The sequence below is a fragment of the Rhizobium sp. PDO1-076 genome (assembly GCF_000247475.1).
Lineage (GTDB): Bacteria > Pseudomonadota > Alphaproteobacteria > Rhizobiales > Rhizobiaceae > Allorhizobium.
Genome location: NZ_AHZC01000207.1, coordinates 1 through 2,593, shown reverse-complemented (window position 1 = coordinate 2,593; position 2,593 = coordinate 1). Strand labels below are relative to the sequence as shown.

2 protein-coding genes are annotated in these 2,593 nt (G+C 59.9%); both read right to left on the bottom strand.

What is annotated here, in order from left to right; all coding sequences use genetic code 11:
• The coding region (locus tag PDO_RS12450) for an MBOAT family O-acyltransferase (RefSeq protein WP_007602010.1) at window positions 1–1,017 on the bottom strand (1,017 nt) is incomplete at its 3' end.
• Between the two features lie 5 nt (window positions 1,018–1,022).
• Window positions 1,023–2,528 carry a right-handed parallel beta-helix repeat-containing protein gene (locus PDO_RS12445; RefSeq protein ID WP_007602009.1) on the bottom strand — a complete coding sequence of 502 codons (1,506 nt, stop codon included), beginning with the start codon at window positions 2,526–2,528 and terminating at the stop codon, window positions 1,023–1,025.
• Window positions 2,529–2,593 lie beyond the last annotated feature (65 nt).

Here is a 2,593-nt window from a genome sequence, read left to right as displayed (position 1 = left end):
GGCAAGCCATGCGCCGTGCCATGCACCCCAGAGCACATAGGTCCAGGCTGCGCCATGCCACAGGCCGCCGAGCAGCATCACGAGGAACAGGTTGACGTAGGTGCGGGCCGAGCCTTTGCGATTGCCGCCAAGCGGGATGTAGAGGTAGTCGCGCAGCCAGGTCGACAGGCTGATATGCCAGCGCTGCCAGAATTCGGTGATCGACAGGCTGAGGTATGGCGTGTTGAAATTCTGCTTGAAGCGGAAGCCCATCATCAGGGCGAGGCCGATCGCCATGTCCGAGTAGCCCGAGAAGTCGAAATAGAGCTGGAGCATGTAGGCAATGGCGCCGAGCCAGGATTCCACCATCGTCGGATTGGCCATGGCAAATGTCTGGTCGGCGATCGGGGCGACGGTGTCGGCGATCAGGACCTTCTTCGACAGGCCGATGGTGAAAATATAGAGGCCGGACGTGAAGATCGGCAGGCTGTGCTCGCGCTTGATGAACTGGTCGGTCAGGTCACGGAAGCGCAGGACCGGGCCGGCGATCATGTGCGGGAAGAGGGCCATGAAGGCGGCGAAATCGACGAAGCTGCGTGTTGCCGGCGTGTCCTTGCGGAAGACGTCGACGATGTAGCCGATGGCATGGAAGACGTAGAAAGACACGCCGATCGGCAGGATCAGCTGCCAGTGATAACCGAGGTTCTCCGGCGTCGTGCCGATCAGGGCGGCGAAGCTGTCCATGAAGAAGTTGAGATATTTGAATATGCCGAGCACGATCAGGCATCCGATGATGCCGATGACCATGGTTGTCTTGGCTCTGGCCTCGCCTTCCCATTTGGCGATCAACAGGCCGCAGCCATAGGCCCAGGCGGTTACGGCGATAAACAGCAGCAGGAAGTCGGCGCGCCACCAGCAATAGAAGATGTAGGAGCCGATCAGGATCGTCCATGAGCGCAGCCGATCCGGTGTCAAGTAGTAAGCCACCAGGAAGAGCGGTAAAAACAGGAACAGGAATGTCTCGGATGAAAAGACCATCGACTTTAACTCCCTGACTGGCAGTCCGTCCGCGCGGACGACTGTTCATTGGCGTGGATTATGAAGGGTTGGGCAGCAGCGTCTGCGGACGAGATGCGCAGAAGTTGCGGCACGTAGCTGGTGAACTCGCCGTCGAGCAGGATGGGTGACTGCCCGGCAAAATCATTGCCGCTCAAAGCCACTTGGCTCGCCGAGCCGCCGTGCAGGCCGGATCTGTTGGCAATAAACTGGTTGCCGTCGATGGTGAGCGCGGCTTTGGGGCCCTGTTCGATAACCGAGATGCCGGGTCCAGAATTGTTGATCAGCTGGTTTTGCGACAGCGCAAGTTGATCGCTGGCGCGAACCTTGATTCCGACCTGGCGATTGGCGACAACCATATTGTCGATCAGCCTGACGCAGGTGCCGCGCACGACCGAAATGCCGCCACGGCCATTGCCCGAGAGCAGATTGGCCGACACCTTGATGTCACGAACACCATTGGCCAGGAAAATGCCGCTGCCACGATTGCCGAGCACGAGGTTGTGGGCGATCTCTATATCCGAGCTGCGGTTCTGGATGTTGATGCCCTGAGCCTGTCGCGACCCCGTCACGATGTTGGACAGGATGCGGGCACTGTTCACGCCCTTTACGGCGATCGCTGGCCCGTCTGCATCGCGAAACCGATTTTGGGCGATCAGCACATTGTGGGTGTCGAGCAGATTGACGCTGCTGACCCTGTCGAAGGTGCTTTCGACGAAAAAGGAACGGATCTTGGCAGGCAGAAGCGCCGCACCAATGATCGAGATCCCGCTGGTCGAACCGGAGCCGGGAAAGCCAAGATTGCTGAACTCGGCCTGTCTGGCCTGCAAGGCGCCACTCATTGCTGTGACGATGAACGGTTTGAATTCAGGCAGGCCACCATTGATCTCGGTCGAGCCGGATACTGATCCATCGTTCACCTGGAGCAGGCCTGCGTTCAGGACAAAGGCGCCTGCGTGCGTCGACAGTTCAAGTCGGTCGCCCTCGTCGAGCACGAGGCCAGAGTCCGACCAGATGACGATCGGCCATTTGGCCGTCCATGTTTCGCCGTTCTGTTCGATCGCACCGGGAAACTGGGCCGCCGCGGCTGCTGCGAGTTCTTTCAGCGTGATGGTTCCGCCGCGTATGAACAAGGCGGGAGCGTTGGCATCGGTCAATGCCTTGTCGATGTTTGCATTGAACCGTGCGCCGGTCTGAAGCCGCATTTGTGCCAGCATGAAGTCCACCGGGATCGTGTGCAGGCCGCCCTTGCCTTCGATCGTTGCGAAGGCTGGTGACTGGAGTGGGGCGGTGGGTGCAATACCGTACAATCGTTCGGTCAGGAGCGGTGCCACGCTCTCGAGTGTCGCGTCGCGAGCGCCTGCCCGGTCAGTGACCTGGTTGATCTGCCGGGTCAGCTTGGCAAGAGCCGCATGATCGAGGTTTTCGGCATTCGCGCCGAAAGCGGTCGATGCGAGCAGTCCGGCGAACAGAAGGGAGAGGCGTCTTCGCATCGACCCGTCCTCAGCTGTTCACAAGCTGGCGGCTGCCAGCCTGGGGTTCCAGTTTTGCGATGACC